The organism is Micromonospora sp. NBRC 107095 (assembly GCF_030269705.1).
Classification (GTDB): Bacteria; Actinomycetota; Actinomycetes; order Mycobacteriales; family Micromonosporaceae; genus Micromonospora; species Micromonospora parva.
Window position 1 is genome coordinate 435,577 of sequence record NZ_BSTU01000004.1, and the last position, 20,791, is coordinate 456,367.

Annotated in this window: 11 protein-coding genes; 1 reads left to right on the plus strand and 10 read right to left on the minus strand. The window is 72.6% G+C overall.

The window, feature by feature from the left end; translation table 11 throughout:
• Positions 1–145 precede the first annotated feature (145 nt).
• The 8 genes from QSK15_RS21895 to QSK15_RS21930 all read right to left on the minus strand — a co-directional run bounded on the left by QSK15_RS21895 (position 146) and on the right by QSK15_RS21930 (position 15,906).
• The gene (locus QSK15_RS21895; RefSeq protein WP_285796031.1) at positions 146–2,134 is read right to left on the minus strand and encodes an amino acid adenylation domain-containing protein; all 1,989 of its coding nucleotides are present in this window, start codon (positions 2,132–2,134) and stop codon (positions 146–148) included.
• Positions 2,131–5,013, minus strand: a complete 2,883-nt coding sequence (locus QSK15_RS21900) for a type I polyketide synthase (protein WP_285796032.1) — start codon at positions 5,011–5,013, stop codon at positions 2,131–2,133. The genes QSK15_RS21895 and QSK15_RS21900 overlap by 4 nt, the downstream gene beginning before the upstream one ends.
• Positions 5,010–8,402: a non-ribosomal peptide synthetase gene (locus QSK15_RS21905; protein WP_285796033.1), complete on the minus strand. Its 3,393-nt coding sequence runs from the start codon at positions 8,400–8,402 to the stop codon at positions 5,010–5,012. Before QSK15_RS21905 ends, QSK15_RS21900 begins: the two co-directional genes overlap by 4 nt.
• On the minus strand, positions 8,402–8,668 hold the full coding sequence (locus tag QSK15_RS21910) for a phosphopantetheine-binding protein (protein ID WP_285796034.1): 267 nt from the start codon (positions 8,666–8,668) through the stop codon (positions 8,402–8,404). The genes QSK15_RS21905 and QSK15_RS21910 overlap by 1 nt, the downstream gene beginning before the upstream one ends.
• A complete protein-coding gene (locus QSK15_RS21915; protein WP_285796035.1) occupies positions 8,668–10,923 on the minus strand; it encodes a beta-ketoacyl synthase N-terminal-like domain-containing protein in 2,256 nt (751 codons plus the stop codon). Before QSK15_RS21915 ends, QSK15_RS21910 begins: the two co-directional genes overlap by 1 nt.
• Positions 10,916–14,143, minus strand: coding sequence for a non-ribosomal peptide synthetase (locus QSK15_RS21920; protein ID WP_285796036.1), 3,228 nt, complete (start codon positions 14,141–14,143; stop codon positions 10,916–10,918). Before QSK15_RS21920 ends, QSK15_RS21915 begins: the two co-directional genes overlap by 8 nt.
• A 165-nt stretch (positions 14,144–14,308) precedes the next feature.
• A complete protein-coding gene (locus QSK15_RS21925; RefSeq protein ID WP_285796037.1) occupies positions 14,309–15,148 on the minus strand; it encodes an aminoglycoside phosphotransferase family protein in 840 nt (279 codons plus the stop codon).
• A 5-nt stretch (positions 15,149–15,153) separates the two neighbouring features.
• Positions 15,154–15,906 (minus strand): LuxR C-terminal-related transcriptional regulator, encoded by a 753-nt coding sequence (locus tag QSK15_RS21930; protein ID WP_285796038.1) that lies wholly within the window; start codon positions 15,904–15,906, stop codon positions 15,154–15,156.
• A 451-nt stretch (positions 15,907–16,357) separates the two neighbouring features.
• Between QSK15_RS21930 and QSK15_RS21935 the strand changes: the two genes are divergently transcribed.
• Entirely contained in the window at positions 16,358–17,590 is a 1,233-nt protein-coding gene (locus QSK15_RS21935; RefSeq protein WP_285796039.1) for an MFS transporter, read from the plus strand.
• Positions 17,591–18,162: 572 nt separating this feature from the next.
• Here QSK15_RS21935 and QSK15_RS21940 read toward each other — a convergent pair.
• On the minus strand, positions 18,163–18,765 hold the full coding sequence (locus QSK15_RS21940) for a hypothetical protein (protein WP_285796040.1): 603 nt from the start codon (positions 18,763–18,765) through the stop codon (positions 18,163–18,165).
• Positions 18,766–19,374: 609 nt separating this feature from the next.
• Complete coding sequence (locus QSK15_RS21945) at positions 19,375–20,238, minus strand: alpha/beta fold hydrolase (RefSeq protein WP_285796041.1); 864 nt, start codon at positions 20,236–20,238, stop codon at positions 19,375–19,377.
• Positions 20,239–20,791 lie beyond the last annotated feature (553 nt).

Sequence of the window (20,791 nt, forward strand, 5' to 3'; positions counted from 1 at the left end):
CCGCGCCGATCTCACCCGTACGAGGCGCGGGAACACCTGGCTCTCCGACCGGTGCCGGTCGTCGCGGTGGCGGGTCGCACAGGCCGTGGAGCAGCGCGTCGCCATATCCCTCGGACCTGTTGCGGACTTCTGCGCTCCCGACGCCCTACGCCGAGGGTGACCCGACCCGTACCGGCCGGCGGACCCGGGCCGGCGGGGCGGGCAGAGCCCTGCGGTCGACCTTGCCGTTGGCGGTGGCGGGCAACTCGGGCAGCACCACGTGGCGCAGCGGCACCATGTGGTCGGGAAGCTGCTCGGCCAGGAACGCCCGCAGCGCCGCCTCGCCCACGTCGCCCGCGTCGGCGTGCCGCTCGGTCACCACGTACGCCACCAGGGTCGGGGCCGCACCCAGGTCCTCGCGGAGCAGCACCACGCTGTTCGCGACGAGCGGGTGCCTGTTCAGCACCGACTCGATCTCGCCGAGTTCCACCCGCTGCCCACGGATCTTCACCTGCGTGTCGATGCGCCCGCCGTAGTTCAGGTACCCCTGCGGTGACCACCAGGCCAGGTCGCCGGTGCGGTACACCCGCTGGGGACGCCCGGCGACGTGCACGATGCCGAACCGCTCGGCGGTCAGGTCGGGCCGTCCGGCGTACCCCCGGGCCAGGCAGTCACCGCCGACCACCAGTTCCCCGGGCACGCCCAGCGGGGCCAGCGCACCGTCGTCGTCCAGCACGTACGCCATGACGTTGGTGATCGGCCTGCCGATCGGGACGGTGGGGTCCGGTTCGGGTCGGCGGCACGGCCAGGCGGTGACGTCGATGGCGGCCTCGGTGGGGCCGTACAGGTTGTCCACCCGCACCGTCGGCAGGGTGGCGGTGAGCTTGTTGACGAGCTTCGGCGGCAGGGCCTCCCCGCTACAGATCACCCGGCGCAGGGCTGCGCACGCGGCGACCCCGGGCTCCTCGACGAACAGGGCGAGCATCGACGGCACGAAGTGCACTGTGGTCACCGCCTCGCGGGCGATGACGGCGGCCATCTCCTGCGGGTCGCGGTGCGCCTGGGCCTCGGCCGTGACCAGCGTCGCGCCGGCCAGGAAGGCCCAGAGCAGTTCCCACACCGACACGTCGAAGGTGTACGGCGTCTTCTGCAGCACCACGTCGCCGGGCCCGATGCGGTACTCCTCCTGCATCCACGCCAGCCGGTTGGCCAGCGACAGATGGGTCATCTGCACACCCTTCGGCGCCCCGGTCGACCCGGAGGTGAAGATGACGTACGACAGCCCGTCCACCACCTCCTCCGACGCGCGGTAGCCACGCCAGTCGACGGGCGCGGCGGGCAGGTCGGCGCCGGCCAGTGGTCGCACCGCAACGGCCGGGGCTCCGCCGGTGCCGAGCGCGGCCCGTCCCTCCTCGTCGGCGAGCGCCAGCGCGGCGTCGGCGGTGCTGAGCATCAGGTCCAGCCGGGCCCTCGGGTGGGACGGGTCCAGCGGCAGGTACGCCGCTCCGGACAGCAGGACACCGAGCACCGCGACGACCATCTCCGGGCTCCGCTCGGTGCACAGGGCGACGACCGAGCCGGGGCCCACGCCCTCGGCGCGCAGTCGCCCGGCCAGCGCCGCTGCCTCGTCGAGCAGGTCCCGGTAGCTGCGGTCGCGTCCCCCGCCGCGCAGCGCGACGGCGTCCGGGGTGCGCTCCGCCTGCCGGCAGATCGCCTCGTGCACGGGTGTCCGGGGGGCCGGGGTCGGCGCGGGGTTGAAGCCGAGCAGCATGGCCCGCTCCCGGGGACCGACGAGCACCGCCTCGCGCACCGGGCGGTCGGGGTGGGCGGTGAGCCATCCGCTCAGGGTGTCCAGTCGTTCCTGGAGATGGGTGGGATGGCAGTGATCGCTGGCGAGCCAGACCGGCACCGGGCCCACCGTTCCCGCCGCCCCGCCCGGTGGGCCGGGTGTCACCAGCACCACGTCCACCGGGGACAGCTCGGGTGACGGTGTCCGCGTCTGCGCGCGTACCTCTGTCGGTGTGGTGTCCGGGTGCACGCGCAGCGTGTGGTCGCCGTGCGGGCCGCGCACCGTCACCGACGTCGCGCCGGAGAGGCGGTGGGCGAGCACGGCCGCCACCGCTGCCGCGTGTGCCAGGTCGGTGTGGTCGGTCATGCGGTCACCAGCTCGGCCAGGGCGCGCGGCGTGGGTCGCGCGGACAGTTTCTCCATCGGGATGCGGACGGCGAAGCGGCGCTGCACCTGGTTGACCATGCGGATGAACAGCAGGGACTCACCGCCGACGGTGAAGAAGTCGGTGTCCGGCCCGATGTCGGGCGAGCCGAGCAACCGGCCCCACAGCTCCACGATCTCGCCCACCACGGTGCTCTCCCCGGTAGCCGCGGGAGGCGGCGACGGTTCGGCGGTGTCCGGGGCCGGCGGCGGTGTCGCCTCCAGCCAGTGTCGGGTACGGGCGAACGGGTACGTGGGCAGCGCCACCCGTCGCGCCGGGGTGCCGCCGCGCATCGCCGACCAGTCCACCGCCACCCCGGCCGTCCACAGCCCGCCGAGTGCGGCGAGCACGTCGGCGGCGTCGGCGCGCTGTGCGGCCCGTGGCTGCACGGCGAACCCGGGCACCCGCCGCCCCTGCGGTGTCTGCCGGGCCATGCCGGTCAGCGCGGTGCCGGGACCGACCTCGACGAGCACGGGGTCGGGCAGCTCCAGCGCGGTCAGTAGCGCGTCGTGGTAGCGCACCGGGCTGCGCAACTGCGCCGCCCAGTAGTCCTCGGCCCGCGACTGGCCGCTGCCGAGCAGCGCGCCGTCGACGCTGCTGACCACCGGGATGGTCCGGGGTCGGTGGGGCACCCGGTCGGCCGCCACGCCGAGCAGCCGGGCCGCGTCGGTCATCATCCGGCTGTGGAAGGCGCGCTGCGCGGGCAGCGCCCGACAGGGCACCCCGGCCGCGTCCAGGCGTTCGCGGAACGCGGCGAGCGGGGCCGGCGGTCCGGCCACGACGGTGACCTCCGGCGCGTTGCGGGCGGCGATGTCGAGGGCGTCCAGGCCCGCGAGGTGTTCCTCCACGGTGCGCGGCCCGGCCAGCACGACCAGCAGGTGACCCTCCGGGGCGTCCTGCATGAGCCGACCCCGGGTCGCGACCAGGCGCAGCATGTCGTCGTCGGCCAGCTCACCGGCGAGCGCGGCGGCCGGGAACTCACCAACCGAGTGGCCGATCATCGCCGCCGGGCGGACGCCCCACGACAGCAGCAGCCGGCCGAGCGCCACCTCGTACAGGGCCAGGGCCGGCTGGGTGACGTCCGTGCGGTGCACGACACCGTGCGGGTCGTGGTCGACCAGGACATCCCGCAGGTCCAGCCCGAGGACCGGGGCCAGCAGCTCCGCCCCGTGGTCGAGGTCGGCCCGCACCGACGGGTACTGGTCGTACAGGCCCCGCGCCATGGCGGGAAACTCGGCGCCCTGCCCGGGGAACAGGAAGACCACCCGGGGTCGGCGGGCCGCCGCGCGCACCCGCGCCCGGCGCAGCCCGGCGAGCGCCGCCGGGACGTCCCGCGCGGCCACCGCCAACCGGTGCGGGAAGTGCCGGCGGTACGTCTGCACTGTCAGCGCGATGTCCCGCAGGGACAGGTCGGGGCGCTGCCGGACGTACTCGTGCACCTGATCGGCGGCCTCGCGGACCGCTTCCGAGGTCCGCGCGGACAGCACGATCAGTTCGGCGGGGCCGTCGGCGGCCGATGGCTCCGGCGGGATCGGACCGTCGGCCTCCTCCAGCACCACGTGTGCGTTGGTGCCACCCAGACCGAAGGCGCTGACCGCCGCCCGGCGCGGGCCGTCGGCGGCCTCCCACCGACGGGCGACGGTGTCCACCGTGAACGGTGTCGACCCGTCCAGCAGCTCGGGCCGGGCCTGCTTCAGGCCGGCGAGCGGCGGGATCTGCCGGAAGTGCAGGGCCAGCGCCGCCTTGATGAGACCGGCGACACCGGCGGCGGCGTCGAGGTGCCCGACATTGGCCTTGACCGAGCCGATAGAGCACTGTCGCTCGCCGCGACGGAACACCTCGGTCAGCGCGGCCAGCTCGATGGCGTCGCCGACCTCGGTGGCGGTGCCGTGCGCCTCGAGGTAGCCCACTGTCGCCGGGTCGACGGCGGCGGCGGCGTACGCGCGGGTCAGCACGTCGACCTGCCCGGCGATGCCCGGCGCGGTGTAGCCGACCTTCATCCCACCGTCGTTGTTCACCGCCGACCCCTTGATCACCGCGTACACGGTGTCCCCGTCCCGGCGAGCGTCCGCGACGCGTTTGAGTACCACCAGGGCGACCCCGTTGCCGGGCACGGTGCCGTCGGCCGCGGCGTCGAAGGGCCGGCACGTGCCGTCCGGCGACATGATGCCCTTCGTCTCGTAGAGGTACCCGGCCTGCTGCGGCACCGCCACGCAGGCGCCACCGGCCAGTGCCACGTCCGAGTCGCCGCCGCGCAGGCTCTGGCAGGCCAGGTGCACCGCCACCAGCGACGTCGAGCAGGCGGTCTGCACGGTGATGGCGGGTCCGCCCAGGTCCAGCCGGTACGCGATCTTCGCGGCCAGGTGGTCCTTCTCGTTGCCCAGCACGACCGACAGCAGCCCCTGTGACTCGACGACGTCGGGCTGGGCGAACACGTGGTGCAGCGCGTAGTAGTTGAACCCGGCCCCGGCGAAGACGCCGACCCGACCGAACGGCCGCTCGGTGGCGAGCCCCGCCGACTCCAGCGCGGCCCACGCCGTCTGCATCAGCAGCCGGTGCTGCGGGTCCATCGTCTCCGCCTCCCTCGGAGTGATGCCGAAGAAGGCCGCGTCGAACAGGTCCGGGTCGGCCAGGACGCCGCGCGCCGGCACGTACGCCGGGTCGTCGAGCCGGTCGGCGGGAACCCCGGCGGCCAGCAGCTCGCCCCGGGTCAGCGCACTGACAGTGGTCTTCCCGGCGACCAGGTTCGACCAGTACTCCCAGACGTCGGCGGCACCGGGGAACCGACCGGCCAGGCCGACGATCGCGATGTCGTCGCTCATGAGGATGCCCCTGCTCTCTCGGTCTGTGCGTGCAGATGCCGGGCCAGCGTCTGGACGGTCGGGAAGCGGTAGAGGTCGGTGAGCGGGATGACCCGGCCGGCCAGCCGCTCCTGGAGCAGCCGGCGCACGATCGCCAGGCGCAGCGACTCACCACCGACGTCGAAGAACGCCTCGTCGACGTCGAAGTCGTCGGTGCCCAACGCCTCCACCCAGGCGTCCGTCACCAGCTCTTCGAACTCGGCGAGCGACGCCGAGCGCTGGGCGGGAACCCGGGCCGGCGCGGCCGAGGTCTCCGGCGGCGCTGTCGGTTGGGCCAGCGCTCCCAGCGCCCGCAGGTCGACCTTGCCGTTGCGGTCCAGCGGGAACTCCTCCACCGTCACCCACTGCTGCGGCCGGGCGTACGGGGCCAGGTCGGGCTCCACCGCGCGGCGCACGGCGGCCACGTCGACGCCGTCCGGGTCGGGCTTGAGCGCCGCGCAGAGGCGTACCCCGGTCGCCGGGTCACCGGTGGGGAACACCACGGCGTCGCGGACGCCCGGCTGCGCCCGCAACCGGCGCTCGACGTCGACCAGCTCCACCCGGTGTCCGGCGATCTTCACCTGGCGGTCGTTGCGGCCCAGGAAGCGCAGCTGCCCGTCGGTGCCCCAGCGCACCAGGTCGCCGGTGCGGTAACGGCGTTCCCCGCCGTGGCGTACGAAGGAGGCGTCCGTCCTGGTCGGGTCGCCCAGGTACCCGTCGGCCAGGCCGGTGCCGCCGGCCAGCAGTTCGCCGACCGCGCCCGGTGGAACGAGGCGACCCGACGCGTCCACGACGGACAGGTCGGTGCCGTGCACCGGGCCGCCGATCGGCAGCGGGTCCGGGGTCGCGTCGGCGTGCTCGACGGAGTACGTGGTGGTGAAGGTGGTGTTCTCGGTGGGGCCGTACCCGTTGGTCAGGCGCAGACCCCGGCAGGCCCGCAACACCTGGCGCACGTGCGGCGGTGACACCACTCCCCCGCCGGTGAACAGCTGCCGCAACCCGGCGAACGCGTCCGGACGGTGGTCGGCGACCAGGTGGAACACGCCCGAGGTGAGCCAGGCGTGGGTGACCCCGGCGGTGCTCAGGACGTCGGCCAGCCCGCGTGGCGTCGGGTCCGCCGGCGGGAAGACCACCACCGTGTCGCCGGTGGCCAGGGGCACCAGCAACTCCAGGGTGGACGCGTCGAACGCCAGCGGGGACAGCCGCAGCATCCGCATACCCGGCCGCTCGGCGAACATCCCCGGGTCGTCGGCCAGTCGCAGCACCGCCCGGTGCGGCACGACGACGCCCTTGGGCACGCCCGTCGAACCGGAGGTGAAGGAGACGTACGCGGTGCGCTCCGGGTCGGTCGGCGCCGCCTCGACCGGGTCTGCCCCGACGGGCGTCCGCGGATCGACGAGCGGGCAGTCGACGACTCCCGGCCAGGGCTCGCCCACACCGAGGCGGGCCCGCGCCGCGACGGTCGCCGCCAGATGGGTACGCCACTCGGCGGTGGCGTGCTGGTCCACGGCCACGTAGTGCGCGCCGAGTCGCAGCACGCCCAGCACCGCTACCGCCTCGGCGGCCGAGCGGGGCACCTCCAGGAGAACCGCGTCGCCGGCGCGCACCCCGTGGCCATGCAGGAGACGGGACTGCTCGACCGCAGCGTCGTGCAGCTCCCGGTAGGTGAGCGTCAGCCCGGTGTGCGCGTCGACGAGCGCGGACCGCTCGCCCGCCGACTCCGCGTACGCCGCGAACCGGTGCCACACGTCGTCGGCGGTGTCGTACGTCCCGCCCGAGCCCAGCTCGCGCAACCGGGCGCGCTGACCCGCCGAGAGCGTGGTGACGTCCCGCAGGGAGGCGTCCGGGTCGGCGGCCAGCTCCCGCACCGCCGCCTGGAACGACTCGACCAGTTCCCCGGCGTCGGCGGCGGTCAGCAGGGCTGTCGCGTACTCCAGCGCGAACCGGGGACGATCCGACCACGACTGGAGGTAGAGCAGGGCGTCGAACACCGCGCCGCCGCAGTGGCTCTCGTGCACCCGCCAGGTACGGTCGCCCACCACCAGCTCGTCGGGCACCAGCTCGTGGTGGGCGGCGAAGCCGAGCTGGGCCAGCGGGTTCCGTCCCGGGTCGGTGCCGGCGCCCAGCGCGGAGACGACCTTCTCGAACGGCACGTCGGCGTCGGCGACCGCCGCGGCCAGGGCGTCGGCGATCCCGCGGACGAACTCCCGGACGGTGCTGTCGTCGGTCGCCGCGCAGCGGACCGGGACGACCCGGGTGCAGAGGCCCACCAGGCGGTCCATGCCCGCCTCGAACCGGCCCGCCGCCGGCATCCCGAGCACCAGGTCGTCCAGACCGGCGCGGCGGGACACTGTCAACGCCCAGGCTGCCAGGGCCACCGACGTGACGGTCACCCCGCACTCCCGGGCCAACCCGGTCGTCGCCTCCGCCGCCGTCTCGTCCAGGTGGAAGCGCAGTCGGGCGCCCCGCCCGTCGGCCTCGGCGACCGGCGGCAGGTCGGTGGGGAGCGTCACCGTCCACGGTGCCCCGTCCAGCCGCGCGGTGACCCGGGTCAGGGCGGACTCCAGCGCGCCGGACGACTCCTGCGCGGCGAGCCGGGTGCCGACCCAGTCCGGCGACGGGGCCGCCTCGGTCGGGCCGTCCCCGGCGTAGAACTCGGCGAACTCCCGCGCGAACAGTCCGACGCTCCAGCCGTCGCTGACCGTGTGGTGCACCAGCATGGTGAGCAGGTCGCGCCGACCGGTTCGGGTCAGTACGAACACCACGGGTGGCTGCGCGAAAGGGCGCAGCAGGCGCGCGGCGGCCGGGCCGTACAGGTCGTGCACGGCGTGTACCGCGTCGTCGTCGGGCAGCGTCTGGTGCAGTAGGCGCGGCTCGTAGGGCGCGGGCAGCACGATCCGGGCCTGGCGGGGGTCGCGCACGAAGCGGGTCCGCAGCGCCTCGTGCCGGGTGGTCAGCTCGCGCAGCGCCCACCGGACCCGGGCCGGGTCGAGCGGTCCGTCCGCCTCCACCGTGAACATCAGGTGGTACGGCGCGTCCCGCTCCAGCAGGTGCGCGGCCAGCATGGACCGCTGACCCGGCAGCAACTCCCGCTCGGTGGGTTGCCGCGCGACGACGGGTGGCGCGGTGTCGACGAAGTCCACGGCGCCGGCGAGGGCCTGGGCCAGCGGCAGCGCCGACAGCAGGCGGGCGCTGTCCACGTCCGCCCGCAGCTCGCGCTGGCCCAGCGAGACCAGGGCGATGGCCTGGAGCGAGGTGCCGCCCAGAGCGACGAAGGACTCGGTGGCGGCCGCCGCGCTCACCTGTTCGGGGGTGCCGCCGAGCACCCGCGCGGCGAGCGGCGCCCAAGCGGCGAGGTCGGGGGCGACCATCAGGCGGTCTCCGCCGCCGGACGCTCCAGCGGCACCTCGCTCGCGACCTTGCGCAGGTCGGCGAAGCGGGGGTTCTCCAGCACGTGGCCGAACATCACCGCGAGGTTGAGGTCCTGACGGATCAGGGTGCTCAGCCGCAGCGCGCTGAGCGAGTGTCCACCGAGGTCGAAGAAGTCGTCGTCGTCGTCGACGGTGTCGACGCCGAGCACCTCCATCCACAGCTCCTCGAACTCGGCCACCCAGGTCCGGTCGTGTACGTCGCGCATCAGTGTCGCCTCTCTGTGGTCGGGTCGGCTCCGGGTGCGTCCAGGTAGTGCCGGGTGGCCGCGAAGGGGTAGGTGGGGGCGGGCAGCCGGCGGCGGCCGGTGTCGTGCACGGGATCCCAGGAGTCGGTGAGACCCAGCTGCCACAGCGCGCCGACGGTCGCCAGCAGTCGGGCGTGCCGGTTGGCGGGAAGCGGCGGCTGGTCGGCGTCCAGGTGCGGGGTGACGGTGGTGCCGACCTCGATCCAGAGCACCTGGTCGGGCGCGTCGGGGGGCGGCGTCGACGTCGGGGGACGGAGGGCGGCGGCCCGCCAGAAGGCGCTGTCGTCGGGCCGCCCGTCGATGAGCAGGGGCAGAGCGGCGGGGTGCAGGCGTACCCCGGGGTCGTCGGTGTCGCGCAGCAGCGCCAGCGCGTCCGCGAGCGACATCACCCCGGCCACCACAGCGGCGGCCACCGCGCCGACGCCGTCACCGGCCAGAGCGCGCGGAGTGACGCCCCGGCTGCGCAGCGACCGGGTCAGGCCGACGCAGGCCAGCAGCCGGTCGCCGCGTTCCCGGACCGGATCATCCAGGTCGTGGCCACGCAGCAGCGCGACGCCCTCGTCGACGGTCCGCCGGTACACCGGGTCGGCGTCGTAGTTGGGTCGGTTGCCGGTCACCGCACCGGCCCCGGTGAGGTGCAGCGCCACCCCGCGCGCCCGAGCCGTCGCGTCGACCTTGCGCAGCCGGGCGACCCCGTCGTTCACGCCGGTCAGGACGGCGGCCCGCCAGGGCAGCTCGGCGCGGCCGGTCCGCAGTGTGTACGCGAGGTCGGCCAGGTCCCCGGGGGCGGTTCCCGCCGCGAACGCGGTGACCCGGTCCAGGCTCTCCTGCGCCACCGCGGCGGTCTTCGCGGAGACCAGGACGAGCTGCGGGACGTGCCGGCGGGGTCGGGCCGCGATTGGCGGGGCCTCCTCCAGCACCACGTGGGCGTTGGTGCCGCCGATGCCGAAGGCGCTCACCCCGGCGCGGCGTACGCCGTCGACAGGCGCCCATGGTCGGGCGGTCGTCGGCAGCTCGAACACCGAGCCGTCCAGTCGGATCGCCGGGTTGGGCGTACGGAGGTGGGCGATCGGAGGAATCGTCCGGTGCGTCAGGGCCAGGACGGTCTTGATCATGCCGACCACCCCGGCGGCGGTGTCCAGGTGTCCGACGACCGACTTGACGGCGCCCAGCGCGCAGGGCGCCCGGTCGGGCCGGGCGGAGTCGAACACCTGCCGCAGCGCCGCCACCTCGATCGGGTCGCCGAGCGCGGTGCCGGTGCCGTGCGTCTCGATCAGGCCCACGGTGTCCGGGTCGACGTCGGCCACCTCCAACGCCGCCGCGATGACGGCGGCCTGACCGGTCGGACCGGGCGCGGTGAAGCCCGCCTTGCGGGCGCCGTCGTTGTTGACCGCGGAGCCACGGATCACCGCGTGCACCGTGTCGCCGTCGCGCAGCGCGTCGGTGAGGCGCTTGAGCACCACCACGCCCGCTCCGTCGCCCGGCACCGTCCCGTCGGCGGCGGCGTCGAAGGTGCGGCAGCGACCGTCGGCGGAGAAGATGCCGCCGGGCTCGTGCAGGTGTCCGCGCCGGGTCGGCGGGGCGACGGTGGCCGCGCCGGCCAGTGCCACGTCGGCGTCGTAGGTGAGCAGCGCCTGCGTCGCCTGGTGCACCGCGACGAGCGACGTCGAGCAGGCGGTCTGCACTGTCAGCGCCGGTCCCTGAAGGTTCAGCTTGTAGGCGATCCGGGTGGCGGCGAAGTCCTTGTCGCTGCCGATGATCACGCCCAGGCCACCGGCCGCCTCGACCGCGCGCTCGTTGGGCCACACGTTGTCCAGCAGGTAGACGTTGAGCCCGGTGCCGACGTACACCCCGACCCGGTTGCCGTCGGCGGCGACCGGCGGGTGGCCGGCGTGCTCCAGGGCCGCCCAGGCGCACTCCAGCAGGATCCGCTGCTGGGGGTCCATCAGGGCGCTGTCCGACGGTGAGTAGCTGAACAGCCGGTGGTCGAAGCGGTCCGCGTCGGTGAGCACCGCGCGGGCCGGCACGAAGCCCGGCCGTTCCACCAGATCCTTGGGTACGCCCCAACCGACGAGTTGCTCGGGCGTGAAGACGCTGACGGCGTCGACGCCGTCGTGGACGTGTCGCCAGAACCGGTCCAGGTCGCGTTCGGCGCCGGGGACCCGGATGGCCATGCCGACCACCGCCACCGCGGCGCTGTCGTCCAGCTCAGCCACGGCCGGCTCCCACGCTGCGCCGCCGGTCGGCCAGCAGGGCGCGGCCCTGGCGGCGCTGCGCCCCGTTGGGGTCCGCGACGACGGGCGCGGTGTGCTGGAGCGCCGCCGCGCAGCCGGCGACCGTGCCGCAGCGGAAGAGGTCGGTCACCGAGACGTCCAGACCCTCCTCGGACATCCGCTGCTGGAGCGCGATCAGTGCGAAACTGTGGCCGCCCAGGTCGAAGAAGTTGTCGTGCAGCCCGACGTCGGGCCGCCGCAGCACCTCGACCCAGCAGGCCCGGATCCGTTCCTCCAACCCGGTGCCGACCCCTGCGGCCGGTGGCCGCGACGGCGCGATGGCCGTCCGTGCCGCGCGGCTGTCGACCAGCAGGCGGGGAAGGTCCACCTTGCCGTGCGCGGTGAGCGGGATGGTCGCCACGGTCAGGATCCGCGACGGCACCATGTACGCCGGCAGTGTCTCGCGCAGGTGCGCCCGCAGGTCGTGCTCGGCGTCCGGGCCGATCCCGTGGACCACGAACGCGACGAGTTCGTCGTCCTCGGCGGCCACGGCGCACGACCGCACCGCGGGGTGGGTGAGCAGGGCGCCCTCCACCTCGGCCAGCTCGACGCGGTAGCCGCGCACCTGCACCTGCGTGTCGTTGCGGCCGAGGTACACCATGCTCCCGTCGAGACCCCACTTCACCACGTCGCCGGTGCGGTACATGACCCCGCCGGCGTACGGGTCGGGCGGGAACCGCGCCTCGGTCAGCTCCGGGTTGTCCAGGTAGCCGTGCGCCACGAGCGCGCCGCCGCAGTACAGCTCGCCGGGCACGTTGAGGCCGGTCGGCCGCAGGTCCTCGTCGAGGACGTAGCAGCGCGCCGACGGCAACGGCACGCCGATGGCACCCTCGGGGACCCGGGGCACGTCGGCGGCCGACGCCTGGAAGATCGTGACGTGGATGGTGCCCTCGGTGATGCCGTACATGTTGACGAACACCGTTTGCAGACCCGGCGCGTCCGCGATCAGCGACGCCAGCCGCGACCAGCTCAGCGCCTCGCCGCCGAGGACGACGTAGCGGATGCGGGAGGTCTCGTCGGGGTCGAGCGCCCGCAGGTACGGCGGCAGCAGGCGATAGAGCGCGCCCGGGGTCTGGAACAGCACGGTGACGGCCTCACGACGCACCAGCCGGGCCAGCCGTTCCCGGTCCACCAGGTCGACCCGGTCGGCGATGACCAGCCGGGCGCCGGTGGTCAGCGCGCCCCACATCTCCCACACCGACGCGTCGAACGAGAACGAGCTGGCCGCCAGCCACACGTCGGCGGCCGTGACGTCCAGGCCCGCCGGGGTCGGGCTGTTCAGCGCGTCCAGGCCGCCGTGCCCGACCAGGACCCCCTTGGGTACGCCGGTCGAGCCGGAGGTGTAGATGACGTACGCCGGGTCGTCCGGCCCGGGGAAGGTCTCCTCGAGCACGGAGATTCCGTCGAGGGTGTGTGCGTCGGCCAGGGGGGTCCCGCTGTCGCGGGTCAGCGCCTCGGCCGCCTCTGCGGTCTCCGGGTCCACCACGAGCACCGCCATCCCGGCGTTCGCGGCGATCAGTTCGAGGCGCTGGCGCGGGTAGTCCGGGTCCAGCGGCACGTAGACGCCGCCGAGCTTCCACACGCCCAGGATCGCCGCGACGACCGCCGGTGAACGGCCGAGCAGCAGCCCCACCCGGACACCGGGGCGGACACCGCGGTCGGCCAGGCCCGCCGCGATCCGCCCGGCCCACCGGTCCAGCTCGGCGTAGGTGATCTCGACGTCCCGGTGGCGTACGGCCACCGCGTCCGGGGTCGCCGCCACGTGGTCGGCGAAGCGACGCAGCACCGACGGGTGCGTGACCGGCGCCGATGCGAGCGGCGGGTTCACCCCCTCGGTGAGCTGCACCCGCTCGGCCTCGTCCACCATGGACGGCTCCCGCTGCTCCTCGTCGACGATCGACCGCAGGAACGTCAGGTAGTGCGTGAGCAGCGTGCCGACGGTCTCCGCCGTGAACAGCTCGGTGCTGTACTCGGCGCGCAGGAACGGCACGTCGGTGGAGACGTCGAGGGTCAGGCCCAGGTCGAACTTGGTGACGTCGATCTCGACGTCGACCTCGGTCAGCCGTACCCCGGCGAACTCGGGGAACGCGAACGGGAAGTTCTGCACCGTCAGCGAGGTCTGGAACAGTGGTGCGTGGCTGAGCTGCCGCTCCCCCACGGTGGCCCGCACGATCTGCTCGAACGGCACGTCCTGGTTGGCGAAGGCCGCCATGCTGGTCCGTCGTGCCCGGTCCACCAGCTCGGTGAAGCTCGGCCGGCCGGACACGTCGAGCCGGATCGGCAGCGTGTTGACCAGACAGCCGACCAGGCGTTCCTCGGCGTCGTCCATCCGGTTCGCCACCGGAACGCCGACCACCACCTCGTCCTGGCGCGCGTACCGGGACAGCACCGAGGCGTACGCGGCGAGCGTCACCGCGAACAGCGTCGCGCCCCGCGCCCGCCCCCACTCCCCCAGCCGGCGCACCAGTTCCGGCTCGACCGGGCGGCGCAGCACCGCGCCGGTGGTGCCGAGCACGCTCGGGCGGGGGAAGTCGGTGGGCAGCGCCAGTTGCGGCACGTCGACCAGCGCCGCACGCCAGAAGTCGAGGCCCGAGCTGTCCCGCCGCCACGTCTCGTGCTGCCGCTCGGCGTACGCCAGGTAGGACTCGGCCGGCTCGTCGTAGGCGGCAACCGACCCGTCGACAGTGGCGTCGTACTCGGCGGCCAGGTCGCGCAGGAGCAGACCCACCGACCACCCGTCGCAGGCGATGTGGTGCACGAGCACCGCGAGGCCGTGCTCGTCCGGGCCCCAGGAGCGCAGGAAGGCCCGTACCACCGGGCCGTCGGCAAGGTCGAAGGGCCGCCGGGCCTGCTCGGCGACGAGCGTCCGCAGGTGGGCCTCCTGGGTGGCGCGATCGACCCACCTGTCGGCGGTGATGTCGACGTCCACAGCGGGCGTCGACGACACCCGCTGGGTGAGGACACCGTCGACCACCGCGAACGTGGTGCGCAGCGCGTCGTGCCGGGCGACCACCCGGGTCAGGGCCGTGCGAAGGGCCTCGGGTCGCAGCGCACCGCGCAGGTGTACCGCGAAGGCCACCACGTACGCCGGGTTTCCGGGCTGGAGCTGATCGAGGAAGTAGAGGCGTTCCTGGGCGAAGGAAGCACGACCGGTACGAACCATGCACCGATCGTGCGGCCCGGCACGTCCCGCGCGGCAGAGCACGTTCTCCTGCCCCACCAGGAAAAGCTCCCGGTCGCGTCGGCGACACGTCGACGCGGGTCCCCGGGCATGGCGCGGCCCCGGCCCGACGCGGGTTGCCGTCGGACCGGGGCGGTGGTCGGCCGGTCAGTACTCGCCGCGCCCGAAAGCCGCCAGCTCGGCGGAGTGCACGGGATTGCTGACGTACGTGGCGCCGATCGGGGCCGTCACCCGGCACCAGGCGTCGAGCCGGCCCACGTCGATGCCGGCGGCGCTCGCCAGCTCGTCGCGGCGGCGCACCATCTCCGCGCGGTCCAGACCCTCCAGCACGTAGTCCACGGCGTCGAAGCAGGGGTCACCGGCGCACGCCATCGGGTCGATCGCCACCAGACCCCTGCCTCCGCCGTCGAGCACGTTGCCGAGGTGCAGGTCCCCGTGCAGCAGCACGGTGTCGGTGGGCACCGCGAACAGGTCGTCGCGCAGCCGCTTGGACCCGCTCAGGTCGGCGCCCCGGCGCGTCGCCGAGTTGAACAGCACGTCGATCCAGTCCGCCAGTTGACGGGGAGCGGCAGCCGGGTCGCCCGCGCCGTGCAGATCGGTGAGGAAGGCGGCGTACTCCCGCGGTGAGGGCGGCTGCGGCATCTTCTCCACGAGGGTGCCGGGGTGGATCGCTTCGAGCAGGACGGCGCCCTTGGCCGACTCCCGCACCGCCGGCACCCGTCCGCTGGAGGCGAACTGGCGCAGCATGTCCACCTCCTCCCGCACGGCGTAGCTGTCCGGGGACAGCTTGAGCACCGCGTCGCCGAGCGGGCCCACGCACCGGAACACCACCGAGGAGTTGCCGGACTTGAGCGGGTTACCGAGAGTCAACTCCCACTGCTCGACGAGGTCGTCGAGCCGCTGGCGCAGCGTGCCCACCCAGCGGTGCGCGGCCCGGCCGAACCGGGGCTCCAGTCGGTTGGCGATCGCGTCCAGGTCCAGGCTCATCCCGCTCACCCCCGCACCGACCGCGCGCCGGCGTACGCGGCCGCGCCCGGCGCCACGACACCACGCCTGCCGGTCAGCAGAACGCTGCCACCAGGCACCACTGGTGAATGGGAGCCGGGAGGCCCGGGGTGCCCCAACCGCGCCCGGCGGGCGACCTCGATCGCCTCGTACCGGTCAGAAACGTTCAATTTGCTGAAGATGATGGAAATATGATTGCTGACCGTTTTCGGGGACAGATTCAGCTTCGCGGCGATCGCCACATTGCGCATACCCGAGGCAATCAATTCCAGCACCTCCCGCTCGCGGGCTGTCAGCTCCGGGAACAGCTGCTGGTTGCGGGGCTCGAGGCTCAGTTGCCCGATGAGCTTGTCGGCCACCCGGGGGCCGAGGATGACCTCACCGGTCGCGAGGCCCCGGATCGTCCGGACGATGCCGTCGCCCGGGCAGCTCTTGAGCACGTAGCCGCGGGCGCCCGCCCACATGGCCGCGAGGATCGCGTGTTCGTCCTCGACCGCGGTGAAGACCAGCACCGCTGTCGAGGGCGACGCCCGGTTGATCTCCTGGATCGTCACGCCCGCCTGGAAGCCCGGCAGCTCGATGTCGAGAACGAGCACGTCGGGACGTGTGGCGGTGGCGAGCGCCAACGCCTCCCGCGCGGACGCCGCCTCACCGGTCACGGCGACCTCAGCCGAGGGTGACAGCAGGGCGTGCAGGCCCCTGCGCACCACCGGCTGAGCGTCGGCCAGGACCACCGTCACCGCGTCGGGTTGTGTCTCCGCCGTGACTTCTTCCGGACACCGCCTCATGTTCCGAGTCAGTTCCGAGGCCGAGCCAACGCTGACCATCTATCCACCTCACCCCGTCCGAACGGCCCGCGGTGTCTTAGTCGCGCGGGGAAACGCCGCGGTAGCGCCGACCCCGCGTCGTGATGAACATCTACTCACGGCCAACAGAACAACACAAGAAGTGATCCCGGGAACGGGCTCGGTCAGCCTTTTGACGAATCGAAAAACCGAACCAGACTTTCCGTCTTGGCCCTGACGAAGCCGTCCACAGCGGACCTCTCACGCGCGGTCGACGTGCCGCCGCCCCCGGGAGTCACGGGAGAATTTCCCGGCCGATCCGGGACGTCGTCCCGTACGCGCCACACCTGTCGCCCTGTCCGCCGGACACCGCCGTCGCCAGGATTGACCCATGCCCTTGTCACGAATGACGGACGTTGTCGCCGGCCTGGTACCGACCGACCCGCTCCGCAGGAAGCTGATCGCGATCCGACTGGCCGAGTCCATCGGCAAGGGAGTCTTCCTCAGCGGCAGCGTCGTCTACTTCACGCTGCGTGTCGGACTCGACGCCCGGCAGGTGGGCCTGGGCCTGTCGGCCGCCGGCCTGTCCGCCTTCCTCTCGTCGGTCCTGTTCGGTGTGATCGCCGACCGGGTGGGCGCCCGCCGCCTGCTCGTCATCCTGTTCGCCGCGCTGGCGGTCGGGTTCGGCCTCTACAGCCTTGTCGACAGCGCGACCGCCTTCTTCGCGCTGGTGGTCGCCGTCGGCTTCCTCGAGTACGGCACCGGCCCGACCAACGGGGCCCTCATCGGCAGCCTCGTGCCCGCCGAGGAGCGGGTGAAGCTCAAGGCCATGATGCGGTCGGTGTTCAACATCGGATTCAGCATCGGCATCGGTGTGGCGGCCGTCGCCGCCCTCAGCCAACGGCTGCTCGTGCTGATCCCCCTCACCACTGCCGCGTTGATGGCTGGCGCCGCGCTGCTCGTCACCCGCCTGCCCGACGTGCCGCCGCGTCCGGCGCCAGTGGGCTTCAAGCGTTTCGCCGCCGTCCGCGACCCACGCTTCCTCGCGGTGATCGGCGTCTCGACGATCCTCGCCTCGCACGTCAGCATCATCCTGGTGACGATGCCGCTCTGGGCGCTCAACCGCACCGACCTGCCCCACTTCCTGATTCCTCTGCTGCTGATCGTCAACACCGCGTTCGTCATCCTGTTCCAGGTACGGGCCAGCCGGGGCGCGGACACCGTGCACGGCGCCGGTCGGCTCGCCCGGCGCTCCGGCTACTGGCTGGCCGGCGGCTGCGCGGTCCTGGCGGTGACCGCGCTCGACGACAACGTGGTCCTGGCTTCCGTGGCGATCGTCGCCGCTGTGCTGATCCTCTCCGTGGCCGAGGTGATGCAGGCCGCCTCCGGTTGGGGGCTCGCGTTCGGCCTCGCCCCCGAGCACGCTCAGGGCGAGTACCTGGGGGCGTTCGACCTGCACGTGATCACGCAGAACATCATCGGCCCGGCGGCGCTCTCCGGCCTGGTCATCGCCTTCGGCTTCTGGGGATGGCTGGGCATCGCCGTCGCCGCGCTCGTCGCATCGGCGCTGATCATTCCGGCCGCCAATCGCAGTGCTGTCACGCTGGTCCGCGAGACGGCCCCGGCCTCCACGACCTGAGAGGGTGGTTCGGGAGCCTCTGTCTGATGTGGGCTTGGCGGTTCGTTGGAGGCCCTGCTGGTGGGGTTACGCCGAGGTCGTCGGCAGGGCCAGGGTGAACAGTCCGGCTTCGGGTTCGGTGAGGATCTGGCGGGCGACGAGGCGTTCGAGCTTGGCGCGGAGATTCTCGGTGTCCGTGACGGTGGCGCCGGTACCGAAGGCCTGGCAGACCGCTCGTACCCGTCGTCACCCAGATAGTCACTCAGTCATTGCTGGGGCTGAACCGTGATGGCAGCCTCTTGGGCGTAGTAGCTGACCTGGATGCCGGTCGGCTCGTGGGCAGCTCGTAGTTGTGGGCCCCTCGAACACGGAAACCTCACCGAGCACCTGCCGCGCCGCCTGGACGGTGCCTTGATCTGCGGCACGCACTCGCGGCGGCACTGGTGATCGGGTGGCCTTCCTCCCGAACAGTCGCGGCTCGGAGCTGGTAGGAGCTGCTGTTGACCCTTGTCGACCGACCTCACGGGCACGTAACGGGCACGACCGGCTCACCGCCATCGACACCCTGTTCGTGATCGCCGCAGTTGTGCGGCCTACTGGTACGTCAGCGGCAGATACCGCTCCCGGCCGCTCTGCTCAGTCGTCTGCGTGAACCCGGCCGCCTCCAGGATCGCAGCGAACTTAGCCCGTCTGCGTCGACGAATGGAGACCAAAAATAGGGTGACAGACATCAGCGCCGCCCAGGCGACGGCGGCGACAGCCGCGGCGGCGGTGGGGGACGCCCCTCCTAGCCCGAGCCGCACACCGAGGATCGCGCACAGCACGGTGAGGACGACATAGAGGAGCCACGTTCGCTGCTTGTCGTCGTTCCAGCCCTCGAGGTCGTAGCTGATGCGGGCCTTGAACAGATCCAGCACGTCGGCAGGCACGGGGGGCAGTGCGCCCCCGGTGGAAGCATCCGGGTACTGCGCTCGGTTCCGCTCGGCCCTTTCGCGGGCCTGCGGACGAGGGTCGGGTACGAAGAACAGCTGCGGTCCGCTGCGGTGTCGCTGCCGTGTGTCCGTGTACGCGTAACCGAATTGCTCGGCAACAGCGGCCATAAGGGCGAGTGAGCGCAACGTGGCCACCTGCTCGACCTCCACCGGCTGCCCGCCGGCCATCTTCCGCAACATTTTCCGCACGTGCCGCTGTCCCACCAGCGATCCCCCGTCACATCGTTGATCAGACTTGCACAGCCTCTCGCCCCGGAAAGGCCGAAGCTCCCTCCACCAGTGCCACGGTCCCGGTTGAGCTAAGCCACCGTAGCGGGTTCGAGACATGCCGCAGGGAAGCGGGCCGCCGCTCGGCCCCCATGTCAGGCGGGCCTTGAGGGCTCGTGCGGGCACTGCCGGAACAGACTGGGTCGGCTCTGGTGTCACGGAGCGTACCTCCGGCGGACAACGCCACACTGGCGCAGTTGACCCAACCTCGCCCGGCACGAACGCGGCTCCCAGGGTCGGAGCTGACCGCCCCCTCCCAGGTGAGCAGTTGACCTGACCCTGCCGGCTGCGGAGCCGGCTCCTGGACGACCGGCATGCCGCAACCGGAAAGTACCCGGGCCTCCGGAACAACGCCGTGGACCCCAGCTTCACCGCCATCCGGCTTCGCCGAGCGGCTGCGGGACGTGAGGGGCCACGGCGCAGGGCCTGCCGGGTGGCACACCGTTGAGCATGGTGTCGAAGCCGAGGTGCTGCCCAGTGCCCTGGTGGCGGTAAGAAACGTCTTGACGAGGTAGTTCTCCGGACCAGCGCGGCGGAGCGAGACTGTCAGGCGAGAAAGTCCTGCAGCGCTGCGGTCAGGCCGTCGGGATTCTCTTCAGCCACATGGTGTCCGGAGTCAATCGGATGGCCACGGAGGTCGTCGGCCCACGCCGCCCAGACCGCGAGCGGGTCACCGTACAGGTTTTCCATGTCGTCCCGCGTCGACCAGAGGAAGAGCGTTGGACAGCCTACGGTGCGGCCGGCGCGCCGGTCGGCCTCCTCGTGCTCCCGGTCAACTCCGAGGCCAGCGCGGTAGTCCTCCAGCATCGCCCGCACCGTGCATGCGTCGTGGATGGCCTGCCGGAACTCCTGATAGTTCTCGGCTCCCATGCTGTCGGGCCGCGCCTTGCTGGCATACCAGGCGTCGGGATCGGCGTTGATCACCCGTTCTGGCGTATCAGGCTGAGCGAAGAAGAACCAGTGGTACCAGTCGCGGGCGAACGTTGCGTCGCACCGGGCGAGAGCCTCGCTGATCGGCACGCCGTCGAGGACGACCAGGTGGCTGACCGCGTGAGGATGGTCCAATGCCAGGCGTAGCCCGACATAGGAACCGCGGTCGTGCCCTACCACGGCGAACCTCGGGTGGCCCAGAGCATTCATCAGCCGGACGAGATCCGCTGCCACTGCTCGCTTGGACTGCTGGGAGTGATCGGTGAGGATAGGCGCTTTCCCTGACTGCCCGTAGCCGCGCATGTCCGGACAGACAACGGTGAACCCTCGTTCGACCAGCTGCGGTGCTACCCGATGCCACGTCGAACCTGTACGGGGATGGCCGTGGATGAGTAGAACCGGCAGGCCCTGCCCGGCGTGCCGGACTCTTAGCTCCACCTGCCCGACGTCGATCCGCTCGTCCGTGAAGTCATCGAACACGACAGACGGGTGTCCAGATGGACCGCCGCGCAAACTTCCTCTCGTCGGCACGTTCGGATGCCCGTTGACCCCTCGAACTGCCAAATACACGATCTGCGGCGGGTGCGGTTGCTGGTGGGCACAGCGCTTGATGGGAACTTGCGTAGCTCGATATCCGCGGGCGCAAGGACCGGCACAAGGATCTACCATCCGGGCTTCAACAGCTTCGACGCCGACCGGCGTGAGGAGTCGCCGGAAGACCCGGCGAACACGAGGACGGCTCGTCCGCGCAAGGTCGGGTCGCGCAGCAGCGACCTCGGCGTGCATTCGCTGGCCTGCGCCGTCAGCGTCTGTCCGTGCGGCCGCTACGGATGCCCGCAGCGCAAGGCATTGCATCGAGCGACGGCCACAGCGAAGGACTGCTGCGCAGGCGCCGGACGACGTTTGTCGGGTCGGGCCCCCGACAATCTGGTCAGCGGTTCGCCGTGGACAACTGGGCCACCGTCCGAGACCTCGCGGGTCTCGCCCACGCGCATCTCTCACCGCTGGCCGCAGAAACGCGTATACGTCGAGG